At 67.0% G+C, this 15,330-nt stretch carries 10 protein-coding genes and 1 tRNA gene; 3 read left to right on the top strand and 8 right to left on the bottom strand.

Annotation, left to right across the window (positions count from 1 at the left end; genetic code table 11):
* Positions 1–9: 9 nt before the first annotated feature.
* Positions 10–1,938 (bottom strand): translational GTPase TypA, encoded by a 1,929-nt coding sequence (gene typA / locus BWQ92_RS17305; protein WP_076801508.1) that lies wholly within the window; start codon positions 1,936–1,938, stop codon positions 10–12.
* A 272-nt stretch (positions 1,939–2,210) separates the two neighbouring features.
* Here typA and BWQ92_RS17300 point away from each other — a divergent pair, with 272 nt between their 5' ends.
* Entirely contained in the window at positions 2,211–3,062 is an 852-nt protein-coding gene (locus tag BWQ92_RS17300; RefSeq protein ID WP_076801505.1) for an SGNH/GDSL hydrolase family protein, read from the top strand.
* Between the two features lie 118 nt (positions 3,063–3,180).
* On the opposite strand, the gene BWQ92_RS17295 is transcribed toward BWQ92_RS17300, so the two are convergent.
* Positions 3,181–5,055, bottom strand: a complete 1,875-nt coding sequence (locus BWQ92_RS17295) for an ABC transporter ATP-binding protein (protein ID WP_076801503.1) — start codon at positions 5,053–5,055, stop codon at positions 3,181–3,183.
* 79 nt (positions 5,056–5,134) lie between these two features.
* On the opposite strand from BWQ92_RS17295, the gene BWQ92_RS17290 reads away from it, so the two are divergent.
* The gene (locus tag BWQ92_RS17290; protein ID WP_083706349.1) at positions 5,135–5,764 is read left to right on the top strand and encodes a PH domain-containing protein; all 630 of its coding nucleotides are present in this window, start codon (positions 5,135–5,137) and stop codon (positions 5,762–5,764) included.
* A 43-nt stretch (positions 5,765–5,807) separates the two neighbouring features.
* On the opposite strand, the gene BWQ92_RS17285 is transcribed toward BWQ92_RS17290, so the two are convergent.
* The 6 genes from BWQ92_RS17285 to BWQ92_RS17260 all read right to left on the bottom strand — a co-directional run bounded on the left by BWQ92_RS17285 (position 5,808) and on the right by BWQ92_RS17260 (position 14,053).
* Positions 5,808–6,941, bottom strand: coding sequence for an ABC transporter permease (locus BWQ92_RS17285; protein WP_442856730.1), 1,134 nt, complete (start codon positions 6,939–6,941; stop codon positions 5,808–5,810).
* Entirely contained in the window at positions 6,938–8,479 is a 1,542-nt protein-coding gene (locus tag BWQ92_RS17280; protein WP_076801501.1) for an ABC transporter permease, read from the bottom strand. Before BWQ92_RS17280 ends, BWQ92_RS17285 begins: the two co-directional genes overlap by 4 nt.
* A 177-nt stretch (positions 8,480–8,656) precedes the next feature.
* Positions 8,657–10,435: an ABC transporter family substrate-binding protein gene (locus tag BWQ92_RS17275; RefSeq protein WP_076801499.1), complete on the bottom strand. Its 1,779-nt coding sequence runs from the start codon at positions 10,433–10,435 to the stop codon at positions 8,657–8,659.
* Positions 10,436–10,790: 355 nt separating this feature from the next.
* Positions 10,791–12,578, bottom strand: a complete 1,788-nt coding sequence (selB, locus tag BWQ92_RS17270; protein ID WP_076801496.1) for a selenocysteine-specific translation elongation factor — start codon at positions 12,576–12,578, stop codon at positions 10,791–10,793.
* Between the two features lie 2 nt (positions 12,579–12,580).
* Positions 12,581–13,924, bottom strand: a complete 1,344-nt coding sequence (gene selA, locus BWQ92_RS17265; protein WP_076801494.1) for an L-seryl-tRNA(Sec) selenium transferase — start codon at positions 13,922–13,924, stop codon at positions 12,581–12,583.
* A 34-nt stretch (positions 13,925–13,958) separates the two neighbouring features.
* Positions 13,959–14,053, bottom strand: a tRNA-Sec gene (locus tag BWQ92_RS17260).
* A gap of 274 nt (positions 14,054–14,327) precedes the next feature.
* Between BWQ92_RS17260 and selD the strand changes: the two genes are divergently transcribed.
* Positions 14,328–15,329, top strand: coding sequence for a selenide, water dikinase SelD (selD, locus tag BWQ92_RS17255; RefSeq protein WP_076803788.1), 1,002 nt, complete (start codon positions 14,328–14,330; stop codon positions 15,327–15,329).
* Position 15,330 lies beyond the last annotated feature (1 nt).

The following is a 15,330-nucleotide window of genomic DNA, read 5'->3' as shown; positions in this document are numbered from 1 at the left end:
AGGGAACCGTTACGCCTTCGCGCGGGCGCGGTTGGCCTTGGCCCGCTCGTTCGAGTCCAGGATCACCTTGCGGATGCGGATGTCGTCCGGCGTGACCTCGACGCACTCGTCCTCGCGGGCGAATTCGAGGGACTCCTCGAGGGTCAGTTCCCGCGGCGGGGTCAGGTTCTCGAAGCTGTCGGAGGAAGCTGCACGCATGTTGGTGAGCTTCTTTTCCTTGGTGATGTTCACGTCCATGTCGTCGGCGCGGGAGTTCTCGCCCACGATCATGCCTTCGTAAACCTCTGAGGTCGGCTTGACGAAGAAGGAGCCGCGTTCCTGCAGGTTGATCATGGCGAACGGGGTCACCACGCCGGCGCGGTCGGCCACCATGGAACCGTTGGTGCGGTATTCGATCGGGCCTGCCCAGGGCTCGTAGCCCTCGGAGATCGAAGCCGCGATGCCGGCGCCGCGGGTGTCCGTCAGGAACTTGGTGCGGAAGCCGATCAGGCCGCGGGCGGGAACAATGAATTCCATCCGGACCCAGCCCGTGCCGTGGTTGGCCATGTTGGTCATGCGGCCCTTGCGGGCGGCCATCAGCTGGGTGACGGCGCCGAGGTATTCTTCGGGCACGTCGATGGTCATGTGCTCCATCGGCTCGTGCACCTTGCCGTCGATGGTCTTGGTGACAACCTGCGGCTTGCCCACGGTGAGTTCGAAGCCTTCACGGCGCATCTGCTCCACGAGGATGGCCAGCGCGAGCTCGCCACGGCCCTGGACTTCCCAGGCATCCGGACGCTCGGTGGGCAGCACCTTGATGGAGACGTTACCGATCAGTTCCTTGTCCAGGCGGTCCTTCACCTGGCGGGCAGTCACCTTGGCACCCTTGACCTTGCCGGCGAGCGGCGAGGTGTTGATACCGATGGTCATGGAGATTGCGGGATCATCCACGGTGATGAGCGGCAGCGGCTGCGGGTTTTCGACGTCGGTCAGGGTCTCACCGATGGTGATGTCCTCGATGCCGGCGACGGCGACGATCTCGCCGGGGCCGGCGGACTCGGCGGGAACGCGCTCAAGGGCCTTGGTGGCCAGGAGCTCGGTGATCTTCACCGTCTTCAGCTCGCCGTTCTGGCGGGCCCAGGCCACCTGCTGGCCCTTGCGCAGGGTGCCGTTGTAGACGCGCAGCAGGGCGAGACGGCCAAGGAACGGCGAGGCGTCCAGGTTGGTCACATGGGCCTGCAGCACGCCCTCGGGGTTGTAGGTCGGGGCGGGGATGTGCTCGATGATGGTCTTGAACAGCGGCTCAAGGTCCTCGTTCTCCGGGGCGGCGCCGTCGGCCGGCTGCTCCAGGGATGCACGGCCAACCTTGGCGGCGGCGTACACGACCGGAACGTTGAGGATTTCGTCCAGGTCGAGGTCCGGCACCTCGTCCGCGAGGTCCGATGCCAGGCCGAGCAGGAGGTCCATCGACTCGTGGACAACCTCTTCGATGCGGGCGTCAGGGCGGTCCGTCTTGTTCACCAGCAGGACGACCGGCAGGTGCGCGGCCAGGGCCTTGCGCAGAACGAAGCGGGTCTGCGGCAGCGGGCCCTCGGAGGCGTCCACGAGCAGGACGACGCCGTCCACCATGGACAGGCCGCGCTCCACCTCGCCGCCGAAGTCGGCGTGGCCGGGGGTGTCGATGACGTTGATGGTGATGGTCTCACCGTTGGAGGAGGGGCCGTTGTACGCAACGGTGGTGTTCTTCGCCAGGATGGTGATGCCCTTTTCGCGCTCCAGGTCACCGGAGTCCATGACGCGGTCCTCGACCTCTCCGTGCGAGGCGAAGGAGTTGGTCTGCTTGAGCATGGCATCCACAAGGGTGGTCTTGCCGTGGTCAACGTGGGCCACAATCGCGACGTTGCGCAGGTCACTGCGGGATGCAATGTTTGCGGCAGTTTGGGTGGTGGTTTCAGACATGCGTGATGGCTCGATTCAGTGGTGAAGTCAGCTGTTGTATCGCGCCATTTCCTACCGGAACGCACGACGGATCAGACCCTTAACACAGGGCACCTACTGCCAGTCTAAACGCTGTGCCATTTATTGGCCTAAATCATGGACCCTCCCCCGCCTGCGGACCCGTTACCAAATCGTGAATCCCACAGCCGGCCCCGTGAGCAAAATCACTGGATTTTCCGTAACTGATCCACCACTATTGCTAGACCACTTACGAACAGGCCAGGAGTCCACGGATGTTTCAAGCCTCGACGCGGGCCCTCCTGATTGGTCCGGTCATTGCCGCCAGCGTATTTTTGGCGGGCTGCGGCGCAGCACAGGAACCGGCGTCCGGCGCCGGAACGGCAGCCCCGGCGGCTGCGGGTGCCGCCGCGCCGGTGGCCGCCCCGGGTGAAGCCGTTGCTGCCGGCTCCGCCGTCGTGAGCGACCTGGGGGCCGCCGTCGACCCCGCCACCCTTCCTGCCGGTGCCCTCTACCGCAACCCGGTTAACGGGCGGGACGAGGTGATCGTGGGCAACATCGCCACCACCGCGCTGCTGATCGGCGATTCGCAGTCCGAACCGCAGGGCAGCTGGCCGCGCCGGGCCCTGGCCGGGCTGGGCTATGAAGTGTTCTTCTGCGGCAAGGGCGGCACCGGCTTCGTCGCCTCCAACGGCAGTACCGGAAACTACGTGGATGCCCTGCAGCGCGGCCACTGGCATCTCCCCTACGGCTTCCCGCCGCTGGTGCTTATCGAGGGCGGCGGCAACGACGCCAAGCAGGGCGCCAGCGACGAACAGATCTCAGCCAACGCTGACCGGCTCATTACGACCATCAAGCAGCGGTACCCCGGCGCGAAGCTGGCAATGGTGGGAACGCTGGGCAAGGGCGCGGAGCACGGCGGCGTCCGGCGCGCCGAGGTGGACGCCCTGCTGGGCACCGTCGCCGCGGACCACGGGATTCCCTTCGTCAGCGTCGGCGACTGGCTCAGCCGGTACGGGCTGGAGGCGCAGCTCAAGGACAGCGTCCACATGAACAACGACGGCCACCGCGCCCTGGGGGTGCTGTTGGGTGACAGGCTCGCGAAGCTGGGGCTGGCCCTGTCCTAGGTGTCTGGCCCTGTCCTCGGTGTACTGCCCAGGCCTGCCAGGTGTACTTACCAGACGCAAAGCGAGCCGGCGCCGCCTCTTGGCGGCACCGGCTCGCTTGCTGTTGCCTTACAACCGGCTACTCCGTTCCGGTGGCCAGTAGCTGGGCGCGGAGTTCGCGGCGTTCGCGCTGCTTTTCCGGGTCCGGCAGCGGCACGGCCGCGAGCAGCCGCTGCGTATAGGCCTCCTGCGGGTTGCGCAGGATCTGGTCGCGGGAGCCCTGCTCCACGATTCGGCCGCGCTGCATGACGCAGATCCGGTCCGCCAGCACGTCCACCACAGCGAGGTCGTGGGTAACGAAGAGGCAGGCAAAACCCAGCTCGCGCTGGAGGTTTTGGAACAGCTCCAGGACCTTGGCCTGAACCGACACGTCCAGCGCGGATGTGGGCTCGTCCGCCACCATCAGCTTCGGCTTCAGCGACAGTGCGCGGGCAATGCCGACGCGCTGCTTCTGCCCGCCGGACAGTTCATGCGGATACCTGTTCCGGTAGTTGCGGGGCAGTTCCACCTGGTCCAGCAGGGCCTCGATGCGCTTCTGCAGGTCGGCGCCCTTGGCCACGCCGGCCAGGTACATCGGCTCGCCGATGCTTTCGCCGATGGGCAGGCGCGGGTTCAGGGATGAAGACGGGTCCTGGAACACCATGCCGATGTGCCGCCGCACGTGGTGCAGCTGCTTGCCGTTCTTCTTCGCGGCCGAGATGTCCTGCCCCACCACGCGCATCGTTCCGGCCGCGACCGGCAGCAGTCCGACGGCGGCACGCCCGATGGTCGTCTTGCCCGAACCCGACTCCCCCACCAGGCCCACCACCTGTCCGGGATGGATGGTCAGGTTGGCACCCTCCACGGCGCGGAAGGCCGGCACGCGCCCCTGTTTCGGGTACTCGATGGCGACGTCGGTCAGCTCCAGGACCGGTTCGCCCACGGGTCCCCTGGATTCGGCGGCCGCCAGGGCAGCCGCGTTCTCCCGCTCGCGGCGGACCAGTTCCTCGTGGTCCACCGACTCGAGCTCGGCGTGCGTGGCCGCTGCCAGCGCTGCCGTCACATCGACGTCGGGCTCGGCCTCGGTTCCGCCCTGTCCGAGGTGCGGCACGGCGGCGAGCAGCGCCTGCGTGTACGGATGCTGCGGGTTGTGGAAGATCTGTTCGGCGGTGCCCGTCTCCACGATCAGGCCCTTGCGCATGACGGCGATCCGGTCGGCCAGGTCAGCCACGACGCCCATGTCATGGGTGATCAGGACGATGGCGCTGTCCAGCTTGTTGCGCAGGTTCCTCATCAGGTCCAGGATTTCCGCTTGCACCGTCACGTCCAGGGCCGTCGTGGGCTCGTCGGCGATCAGCAGTCTGGGATCACAGGACAGGGACTGGGCGATCATGGCACGCTGCCGCTGGCCGCCGGAGAGCTGGTGCGGGTAGGACTTGAACGCCTTCTCCGGATCCGGCAGCTCCACGAGCTCCAGCATCCGCAGCGCGCGCTCCTTGGCCTGCTCCGGCGAGACCTCGTTGTGGAGCCGCACCGTCTCCACGATCTGGGCGCCCACAGTGTAGACCGGGTTGAGCGCGGTCATGGGCTCCTGGAAGATGACGGCCACGTCCTTGCCGCGGACGCTGCGGATGTTGGCCGCGTCCGCGCCCAGCAGCTCCTTGCCGGAGAGCCTGACGCTCCCGGACACCCTGCTGTTGCTGGGCAGCAGGCCCAGCAGTGCCATGGAACTGGCGCTCTTGCCGGAACCGGATTCGCCGACGATGGCCAGGACTTCACCGGCCCGCACCTCATAGTTAAGCCCGACGGCGGCCGGCACCCACTTTTTCTCCACGCCGAAGTCGACGCTGAGGTCGCGCACCTCGAGGACGACGGCGCCCTTCCCGGCGGCCTTCCGCTGTCCGCCCCCGGGTTCGATGGGATCGCGCTCCAGCGGGTCCGACGCCGGGCGGTCAGGGCTGATGTAGTCAGTCATGCTGGGGTTGTCCTTCCACCCGTGCCAGCGGAGCAGCTGAGATTAGTGCTGCGGCCGGGAATACTGAATTATTGGGGGCATGAGCACTGTGCCGCACGCCGGAAACGCCGTAATCTTCAAGGCGCGCACCAACAAATGGTTTGCCGGATTTTCCTGGTTCGTGGCAGCCGCCGGGCTGGCCGGCCTGATGGTTGCGGGCGGGCCCGGTGCCCTGTCCGGTGTTTGGCCGCTGCTTCTCATCGCCTATCTGGGCTGGCTGCTCTTCTGGCGCCCCGCGGTGGTCGTCCACGATGCGGGCGTCACCATCGAGAACCCGTTCCGCGCCATCACGGTACCGTGGCCCGCGCTGGTGCAGGTGGATACCCGCTACGCGCTGACCCTCATCACGCCCGGCCGAAGCTATGGCGCGTGGGCTGCTCCCGCGCCCGGCATCTGGGGCGGCCGCAACGCCCGTCCGGAGGATCTCCGCGGACTGCCGGGCAGCACGTACGGTCCGGGGAACTCCGTGCGGCCCGGCGACCTGAAGACCACTGACTCCGGCCAGGCCGCGCAGCTGGTGCGTGCCCGCTGGGAGCAGCTGGTCGAGGCCGGGCTTGTCGATGCCGGAGCTGCGGAGACCACCCCGGTCACCGTGAAATTCCGCTGGCTGGAGGCAGCAGCTGCGCTGCTGCTTCTCGGGCTGAGTTACTGGAGCATGGCCGTCCTGTAGGAGCCCGGTGCGCTGCACCGGACCGTGGCTTCGCGGCAGCATGTCAGGCTCCCCTGTCCCCGCCGGCGGCCCGGCGGTCCTCAGCCGTGGTGTCCAGGGCCGCCACCGGCGTCGCTTCCGGGACGGCTGCAGCGGAGTCCTTGGCCTTCTTGGCGTTGAATTTCTTCTGCCGCGGATCGAAGGCGTCCCGCAGGCCGTCACCGATGAAGTTGATGCTGAGGCAGATGAGGACGATGAACAGGCCCGGGAACCAGAACAGCCAGGGGCGGGTGGCGAAGGCTTCCTGGTTCTGGGAGATGAGCAGGCCGAGTGAGGTGTCCGGGGACTTGACGCCGACGCCCAGGTAGCTCAGGGCCGTTTCGGTCAGGATCGCCGCCGACATCGTCAGCGTGACATTGACAATCAGCACGCCCACCGCGTTAGGCAGGATGTGCTTGAAAATGATCCGTGCGTTGCTCGCCCCGGAAATGCGTGCCGCGTCCACGAATTCGCGTTCCCGGAGGGTCAGGAACTCGCCGCGCATCAGCCTCGCCAGGCCCACCCAGCTGATCAGTCCCAGGAAGATGCCGAGGGCGAGGACTCCGTTGCTGCTGGCGAAGGCTGCGAACCAGCTTCCTTCGTCTCGCCGGCCGGCCAGCTGGGCCATGACGGCGGCGAGGAGCAGGGCCGGGACAATAATGATGACGTCGGTGAGCCGCATCAGGACCGCTTCCATCCAGCCCCGGAAGTAGCCGGACAGTGCCCCGACCACCACGCCGATCAGGCCTGCGATCAGTCCGATGACCACCATGATGGTGATGGACTGCTGGGCGCCGCGCATGGTCATGGCGAACAGGTCGCGTCCGATCCGGTCCTGGCCGAAGGGGTGCTCACCCCAGGCCAGTGGCCAGAGCGACGCGGTGGGGGCTCCGTTGTTGGCCAGCGGCGAGACGGCTTCGTGGGTGTACTTCCACCACCCCGGGATTCCGGCGTAGCCCACGGAAGTGAAGGCCATGACGAAGATGATGGCGAAGACGACCAGGCCGACGATGGCGCCGGAATGGCCAAGGAAGCGCTTGCGGACAATCTGGCCCTGGCTCATTCCCCGCGCTTCGGTGACAGGCTCGACTCCGGCGGCTTCCTGCCGCAGGCCGGCCTGCTCTGCCATGATTTCATCCTGCTGGCTGGGCTGGCTCATGCTTTCACCCTTACTCGTGGATCCAGTGCGGAGTAGGCGAGGTCCGCGATGAGGTTGAACGCCATGGCCGTGATGGCAACACAGATGAACACGCCCATGACGGGGTTCGGGTCAACGTGCTGGATGCCGTCGAGGAACAGGAACCCCATGCCCCGGACGGAAAACACCGTCTCGGTGATGACGGCGCCGCCGATCAGGCCGCCGATGTCGAACGCCACGATTGTGGCCACCGGAATCAGGGCGTTCCGGAACGCGTGGCGCATGACGACGGTCCGCTCGGAAAGCCCCTTGGCCCGCGCCGTGCGGATGTAGTCCATGTTCATGATCTCCAGCATGGAGGCACGGGTGAACCGCGTGTAGCCCGCCAGGGAGATGAGGATGAGGGCAGTGGTGGGGAGGATGAGGTGGGTAAAGGAATCGATGCCGAGGATCCAGAAATCGCCTTCGATGTTCGGGGTGCCGGCGCCGATGGTGGCAATGGGCCGTCCGCGGACCCTGCTGTTGTTGAAGTACGCGGGCCATGCCTGCATGAAACGGTCGAGCAGGATGAGGAAGCCCACGAGGAATGACGTGATGGCGGCCGCGCGCATGGACTGGCCGCGGTCGTAGCCGCCCATGAAGTAGCCGATGGCCATGCCTGCCAGAACCGCCGCGATGCCCAGCAGGACGATCATCAGGAACGTGGCCTGGTTCAGCAGCGGCTGGATGACAAAGTAGAGAACCACCCCGGCGCCCACGGCAATGAGGGCGGACTGCAGGGCTTTGCGGTTCCGCAGGCCTGCGGTCAGCAGGGTGACAGCGAAGGCTATGCCCACCCCGGCGATGGCGATGACCACGGGTCCCAGGCCCGGCGTCTTGAACCACTGGGTCACCGAGAAGTAGATGAGAACGGCAGCGACGACGGCGAACACGACGCCGCCGGTCAGCGCCCGGCGCCGCGCATCGCCGCCGGCCACGACCACGGCCACAGCGCCGAGGACGGCACCGGTGCCGAGGGAGACGGGCAGGGGGATCTCCGGGTTTCGGAGGAAGTTGTTGAAGCCGATGGCGCCGAATTCCTTAAGCAGGACGGCGACCCAGAAGATCGGGAGGGAAAAGAAGAGGAAGGCCATGAAGGTCACGCCGTAATCCAGCGTGCTGTACTGGCGCAGGGCAGTGATGATGCCCAGCGTGATGCCCACGAGGATGGCCAGGATCGTGGCCCCGGTGACCAGTGTCAGTGTCTGGATGAGAGCATGGCCCAGGGCGTCCGTGATGGGCTGCCCGGCGATGTTCTTGCCCAGATCGCAGGAGCCGGCGAAGGGCACGAGGCACTGGGCCGCCCCGCCGAGCCACTTGAAGTAGCGCACTGGCGCGGGTGTGTCGAGGTCCAGCAGCGCGGACCTCGAGTCCATGAGCTGCTGCTTGTTGGGTGCGCTGCTGGCGCGGAACTCTGCAAGCGGATCGCCCGATGCTGCGGTCAGCAGATACACCAGGAACGAAGCGCCCAAAAGGATGAGTGCGGCGGTGACTAGCCGCCGGACTATGTAGGTCACCATTGTGATAGAACCTCAGGATTCGGGCCCAGGGATTGCCCGGGCCGGTCGCAGGGTTGGCCGTGCCGACTGTTTGTGCTGCCAACACAGGCACTGCCGGGAAATGGCGCTGCAAGGCGCCGGGACCGTGGTGCATGGTCCCGGCGCCTCAACTAGCTTGTGCTGCTTCGTAGCGCGGGCTTACTTTTCGGCCCACTCCCAGAAGTTCCACCACACGCCCGTCTGGTTCGGCATGAACTTCACGCCCGTGATGCGGTCGCTGTAGGCGTCAACACCGACGGACTGGAACAGCGGGAGTCCGTAGGCGGAATCCCAGATCTTCTTGTCGATCTGCTTGGTCAGCTCATCCTGCTTGCTGCGGTCCGTGGTCACAATCAGTTCGTCCATCAGCTTGTCGGCTTCAGGGTCGCTGAACTTGTTGAAGTTGGAGCCGTTGCCGGTGCGGAAGATCTGCGGCACGCCGGAGACGCCGACACCGGGGTTGATCCAGCCGAAGATCGTGGCGTCGTAGCCGCCCTTGCCGAGGGCCTTGCCCCAGTCAGAGGCGCCCAGTCCGCCGTCGACAATCTTGAAGCCGGCCTTGGTTGCCGACTCGCGGATCAGCGAGAACGCGTCCACGCGGTTGGGGTTGTCCTTGTTGTACATGATGCGGACCTCGGGGGTGGCACCGTTCAGGAGCTTCTTGGCAGCGTCAACATCGGCGTCCTGGTACTTCGAGGAGCCGTTCTCCTGCACGGACGTCTCGTAGGCCGGCTGCGCGGGAACGAACAGCTGCGAGTCCAGGGGCTTCGCCTCGGGGTCGAGCTTCTTGATGATCTTGTCCACGATGTCCTTGCGCGGAACCGTCAGCATGAATGCCTCGCGGACACTCTTTTCGGCGAAGGGGCCCGAGTAGTTCAGGTCGATGTGGTCGTAGGAGAGCTGGTTGCCCTGCTCCACCGTGACGCCCTGGCTCTCGAGTGCCTTGAGCTGTTCGAGGGTGTCCGCCGAAGCCTGCGGGGCGATGATGTCGGCCTCGCCGTTCTTCAGCGCCTGGACCTGGGCCGGGGAAGAACCGATGTAGCGGACGGTGATCTCATCCAGCTTGGGCTCGGGCCCCCAGTTGTAGTCCTTGTTGCGGACCATGGTCAGGGACTGGTCCTGGTTGATGCTCTGGACAACGAACGGGCCGTTGGAGAGGAACAGGCTCGGGTCGCTCGGCAGGGTCTTGGAGTCAAAGCCCGTGTTCCACATGTCGGACATGGCCTTGAGCTTGGCATCGGCGGCCTTGGGCGCCTTCGCGTCGCCGCGCGGCATGGCCTTAAGGTGGTCGATGAAAGCCTGGGTATCGGCCAGGCCGGCCTTCTTGGCCAGGACGTGCGCCGGGATGTCAATGCCGGGTCCGCCAAGTGCGATCTCCCAGTCCGCGAACGGCTTGGAGTACTTGATGGTCATGGAGCGGTTGTCGTCACCGATTTCGGGGAAATCGGTGAGCGCCAGGCCGGTGGGGTCACCGGCGTAGGAGAAGTAGGACGTTCCCGCCTTGCCCTCGGCATCGGCATCGTTGTAGTACCCGGAGAACGCTGCCCACTGCAGGAGCAGGTCCGCGGCGGTGACGGGAGTGCCGTCAGACCATTTAACGCCTTCGTTGATGGTGTATTTGACGGTCAGCGGATCGTCGGACGTCTTTTCCATCTTGCCGAACTTGTCGTTGTGCACGATGTTCAGCTGGTTGTCGATGTAGTAGAACCCGGAGTGTGTGGCGTAGCTGACCTTCGAGTTGATGTCAGTGTTGCCGTCGGCCGTGTTGGGGTTGAACGTGTTGAACGCGTTGACCTCAACTACAGTGGCTGTTCCCCCCTGCTTGCCGGCCGCATTGCTCGACGGGGTTGTCCCGCCATTCGTGCTCGCGCAGGCGCTGAGCGCCAGTGCAGCCGCGGCTGCAACGCCTACTGCTTTGGAAATACGACTGAATCGCATTCCGCCTCCTATGTTTCTTTGAGTGTGGAAAAGACCTTCGCTGTGGGCGCCGGCCAGACACGCTACATCCCCCCAGTGAGATGTGGCGAGTCTCACATGACAAGTAGCCTAGACCCGAACGCAGCGCACGCGGTCCGAAAGTTGTCCCTCAGTAAAGGTTGTTATCGAGATGCAACCAAGCTGTTGCCGTGCGAAAAGTCCGCACCGTTTTTCCTTGACGCCATGTTGCCCGGAGGGTAGAAGCATCAATCGCAGAAAAAGCCCCCAGCCAAAGGATCTGGGCTTTTTGCCGTTAATACTCAATCACTGAGTAGGTCAGGCTGCGCGCGCGTCCGCCCGGCCCCGCGTCCAGTTTTCAGGCGACGGTGCGACGGGCCGCGTCCAGCCGCCGGGTCCACCCGCGGCTGTCGAGGTACTCCAGTAACGGGATCGCGACCCGCCGGGTGGTACCCAGCGCTTTCCTTGCCTCACTCGTGGTGAACGGCTGTGGCAGGGCTGCGAGCTCGCGCATGGCCAGGGCAGGTGCCCGTGGCAGCAGGACCACGCCCTCGCCGAGCCTCAGCAGGCGGCCGCTGCGCTCAGCTGCCGCCAGTTCGCGGGCGCCCAGGCCGAGGGCATTCAGCTCGTGGGCTTCGGGGGCCGCGAACGGCGCAATCTTCAGCCGGTTTTCCAGTGCAGCGATTCCGGCCTCGGCGGCGCCAAGGCCCGGGCGCTGCCCCGGGAGCATGATGAAGCCCGCCCGTTGCTCGAGTCCCGCTTCCCGGACCACCGCTTCCAGCAGCACGCCGCCGGCCGGTCCGATCAGGTCCCGGGCAGCCCCGCTGGAAAGCCCTGCCGCCAATGGGTCCTGCTCGCCCAGTTGCTCGACGGCGCTGCGCAGCCGCCGCCGCCACGCGTCGAGGACCGGTTCGTGCACCCACCAGTCGCCGAAGGCCTTTACTCCGTCCGGTACCCGGGCCAGACCGGAAACACCCATGCGGCGCAGTTGTTCGACCCGGACCGCGCCCCGGCGGGCGACTTCCGTCAGCGCGTCCCCGCCCGGCGACATGGCGGCGAGGACACCAGCCCGCCGGCTGCTGTCGCCGCGGCGCTTGAGCGCGGGCGGTTCGACGTCGAGAATTTGCGCTCCGGCCAGGACCGACCTGCTTCCGGTGGCCCGCAGCACCAGACGGTCGCCCAGTTCGAGGGGAAGCCGGCGGTCGAGGGTCAGGCGGGCGTGGTCCGCCTCGAACGGGCGCATCCTGGCCGGCACGGCAGCGGTGCCGATGTGGACGAGCAGTTGTCCTGGTGCGTCTGTAAAAGGGGCACCCGTGGTGCGCCGGACGTCAATGGCATCCACCACGGTCCAGCTGTCCCCGGTGAGGAGCACGTCACCGCGATGGATGGTATCAGCGGACAGCCCGGAGCGCAGGTTCACGGCGACACGGCTGCTGGGACCGATGGAGTCAGCGGCCTGGTTGCGGCTGTGCAGCGCGCGCACCGATACCGGCCGGGCGGCGTCATGGCCGAGAAGCAGCAAACGGTCGCCCTGGGCGAGCGTGCCGGCCGTCAGGGTTCCCGTTACGACCGTTCCGGCGCCACCGATGGTGAACGACCGGTCGATCCATAACCGGATGCGGGCGTCCGGCTCGGGTTCGGGCAGGGACATGAGCATGTCATCCAGTGCGCTGCGCAGTTCGCCAAGGCCGGTCCCCTGGACCGCGGACACGGTGACGGCGGGCGCATCGCGCAGCCCGGTGCCCGCGAGCTCCGCCCGCACCCGCGCGAGTACCTCGTCCACGCCGCCCGGTGCACGGTCGCTGCGGGTCAGCACCACGATCCCGTGGCTGATCCCCAACGCCGCGATGGCATCGCGGTGGTCGCTGGACTGGGCCTGCCAGCCTTCATCAGCAGCGACGACGAAACACACGGCAGGCGCCGGCCCCAGCCCGGCCAGCATGTTGCCGAGGAACCGTTCATGCCCTGGGACGTCTACAAAGGCCACATCCTTGCCCGAGGCCAGCCTGGTCCATGCGAACCCCAGGTCGATCGTCAGTCCGCGGCGGCGCTCCTCCGCCCACCGGTCAGGCTCCATCCCTGTCAGCGCGCGCACCAGGGTGCTCTTGCCGTGATCGACGTGCCCGGCGGTGGCCACCACGAACATCCTTAGTTACCTTCGGTTCCGAGCGGTTCGGCGGCATGCGCCAGAGCATGCGCCAGAGCTGACTTCACAGCGCCGGCCAGCCGTTCGTCGTCGTCCTCCGGGATGCAGCGCAGATCCACCAGGCAGGCGCCGCTGTGGACCCGGGGCAGCACCGCGGGAGTGCCCGTACGCAGCCACCGGGCCATGTTCTCCGGGAGCCGGACGGCCCAGCCGGGCAAGGGCACGCCCGGCGCTCCCCCGCCGCCGACCCTGCCGTCGTGCTCGATGACGGCGCCGCCCACAGCCTCCGCGAGCGCCTCCGTGCGCTCGCGGAGGCGCACCGGATCTGCGTGGAGGGCGGCAGTCACCGGCGGCGCCTCTCCGGAGAGGGTCGCTTCCAGCGCGGCCAGCGCCAGTTTGTCGGCCCGCAGGGCCCGGGCCAGTGGATGGCGCGCCAGCCTGGCAATGACTTCGGCGCGGCCCAGCAGAAGCCCCGCCTGCGGGCCGCCCAGGAGTTTGTCACCGCTGGCGATAACGACGTCGGCACCGGATGCCAGCGCACTGGCGATGTCGGGCTCCTCAGGCAGCACGGGATCCGGGGCGAGCAGGCCGCTGCCGAGATCCACCACCAAAGGGACCTGGTGTTCATCGGCCAAAGACCGGAGTTCGCTGACTCCAACGCCGGAGGTGAAGCCGCTGATCCGGAAATTGCTCGGATGAACCTTGAGCAGGCAGCCGGTCCGCTCTCCAATGGCGGACTCGTAATCGCGCAGGTGCGTGCGGTTGGTGGCGCCCACTTCCCGCAGGCGGGCACCGGTGGATTCGATCAGTTCGGGAAGCCTGAAGCCCGCGCCGATTTCGATGAGCTCCCCGCGGCTGATGATCACCTCTCCGGTGCCGGCCAGGACGGTGGTGGCCAGCAGCAGGGCGGCCGCCCCGTTGTTCACGGCCAGCGCATCCTCCGCAGCGGGACAGGCGCGCAGCAGTGCCTCACGCGCGCCGGTCCCGCGTTTGGAGCGAGTCCCGGACGGCAAGTCCATTTCGACGTCGACATAACCTGCCGCCGCGAGCAGAGCGGCCCGGGCGGACCCCGACAGCGGCGCGCGCCCCAGGTTCGTGTGAACGATGATGCCGGTGGCGTTGAGCACCGGCCGCAGGGAGGTGGCCTGGCGGGACGATACTGCGGCCAGGACCTCCGCTTCGACCTCCTCGGGCGCAAGCCCGCCGGAGCGCGCCAGGTCTTGAATCTCCTGGACGATGGAGCGGATCACATCATCCCCAAGGCGTCCCCGGGCACATTGAAGCTCCGGGTGCGCGAGCAGCCGGTCGGTGCGCGGAATAAATCTGCGCGGGTCGACTTTGCCCACGGTCCTCCTTTGGATCGCCTTCAGCTGCGGCAGTTGGCGGAGGCGGACGGGAATCGAACCCGCCAGACCGAGCTACTCGGTCTCACCGGTTTTGAAGACCGGGGAGCCCACCAGGACCCAGACGCCTCCAAAAAGGATGCTAACACCGGCCTGGCTCTCCCAGCGTCGTCGTAGCCTCCCCGCTCGCAACCTCCCCCGCACGCTTCGCGCACGGGAATCCCTGGCCGCTCTCTTGGCTCGCTTCGCTTCGCAGTGGGGCCCTCGGCTCCTAGCGTCGTCGTCGCCTCCCCGCTCGCAACCTCCCCCGCACGCTTCGCGCACGGGGACCCCTGGCCGCTCTCTTGGCTCGCTTCGCTTCGCAGCGGGGCCCTCGGCTCCTAGACTGGGGGCCATGGACGGGATCATGGCCCTAGATCAGGAACAGTCCGGAGCGGTCCGGCTCACCGGCTATGCGCATGGCGGAGGGTGTGCCTGCAAGATTCCCCCCGGGGAACTCGAGGATGTGGTCCGTGGCCTGGCCGGCCAGACCCACCCGGACGTTCTGGTGGGGCTCGACGGCGGCGATGATGCCTCCGCTGTACTGGTTAGTGAGGACCTCGCGGTGCTCTCGACGGCGGATTTCTTCACGCCAGTGGTCGATGACGCCTACGACTGGGGCCGGATCGCGGCAGCGAACGCTCTCTCCGACATCTATGCCATGGGCGGGCGCCCGGTCAGCGCCATCAATCTCGTCGGCTGGCCGCGGGGAGTGCTGCCGATGGAGCTGCTGGCCGAGGTTCTGCGCGGCGGGCTGGCAGTTGCCGCCGAAGCTGGCTGCCCGGTGACGGGAGGACACTCAGTTGATGACCCGGAGCCCAAATACGGAATGGCGGTGACCGGCATCGCGGACCCCGGCAAGCTGCTTCGCAACGATGCCGCCCGGCCCGGGCTGCCGCTCACACTGACCAAACCGATCGGCCTGGGTTTCCTGAATAACCGGCATAAGCAAACCGGCGAGGTATTCGACGAGGCCGTCGCGACGATGGTGCAACTGAACCGGGAGGCCGCCGGGGCAGCGGTGCAGCGCGGCCTCCGGGCCGCGACGGATGTCACCGGTTTTGGCCTGCTGGGCCATCTCTACAAGATGTGCCGGGCCTCCGGCGTGGGCGCGGTCATCGACCAAAGCGCGGTGCCGCTGGTCTCCGGTGCCCGGGAAGCGCTGCGGGACGGCTTCGTCTCGGGCGGGACGCGGCGCAACCTGGACTGGGTCCGTCCCCATCTCCGGCCGGGGCCCGGAGTCTCCGAGGAGAACCTGCTGGCGCTCGCCGACGCCCAGACCTCCGGCGGCTTGCTCGTAGTGGGCGAACTCCCCGGGCACCCCGTCGTGGGCTACACGACGGAGGGCCCGGGAATCGAGGTGCGCTAGC

The organism is Arthrobacter sp. QXT-31, from assembly GCF_001969265.1.
Classification (GTDB): domain Bacteria; phylum Actinomycetota; class Actinomycetes; order Actinomycetales; family Micrococcaceae; genus Arthrobacter.
The sequence above is the reverse complement of the archived record's forward strand: the minus strand, read 5'-3'. Positions and strand labels throughout refer to the sequence as shown.